Raw genomic sequence first — 666 nt, forward strand, 5'->3', positions numbered from 1 at the left:
GCTTTTTCTTTTTCCTAAAATTAAAATTAGGAGGTTTTTTAAATGGATAATATATTCACTAATAAAAAAACTATGAGTACAAATACAATGACAAAGGTAGCTATTTTAGCAGCAATTTCTTATATTTTAATGTTTATAGCAATACCTATTCCAGGTATATTTCCTGATTTCTTAAAACTAGATATATCAGATGTTCCTGCTATATTTGGAGGTATGACATTAGGGCCAGTAGCAGGTTTTACAATAGTTCTTATTAAAAATTTATTCCAAGCAATGACAGCATCAACAACAGCTTGGATAGGTGAAACAGCAAACTTATTAATTGGTGGTTCATATGTAGTAATTTTATCATTAGCATACAGACACAAAAGAAATATAAAGGGATTATTTTTAGGATTTTTCTTAGGAACAATAGTTATGATAGTAATAGGGTGTTTAACTAACTATTATATGTTACTACCTTTCTATGGAAAAGTAATGCCTATGGAAGCTATAGTAAATATGGGACATGTAATAAATCCTAATGTAGTAGATTTAAAGAGTTTTGTTATTTGGATGATAGCTCCATTTAACTTAGTTAAAGCAATACTAATGTCAGTAATTACATTACCTCTTTATAAAAAGATGGAGGTAATATTAAAAAAATAAATTAATTAAGGAGATATA

At 27.2% G+C, this 666-nt stretch carries 1 protein-coding gene; it reads left to right on the top strand.

What is annotated here, in order from left to right; translation table 11 throughout:
• Positions 1–42 precede the first annotated feature (42 nt).
• Entirely contained in the window at positions 43–648 is a 606-nt protein-coding gene (locus AZI32_RS17285) for an ECF transporter S component (RefSeq protein ID WP_021431568.1), read from the top strand.
• The last annotated feature ends 18 nt before the right edge of the window (positions 649–666 follow it).

The sequence above is a fragment of the Clostridium sp. ATCC 25772 genome, assembly GCF_001573875.1.
GTDB lineage: Bacteria > Bacillota > Clostridia > Clostridiales > Clostridiaceae > Clostridium_J > Clostridium_J senegalense.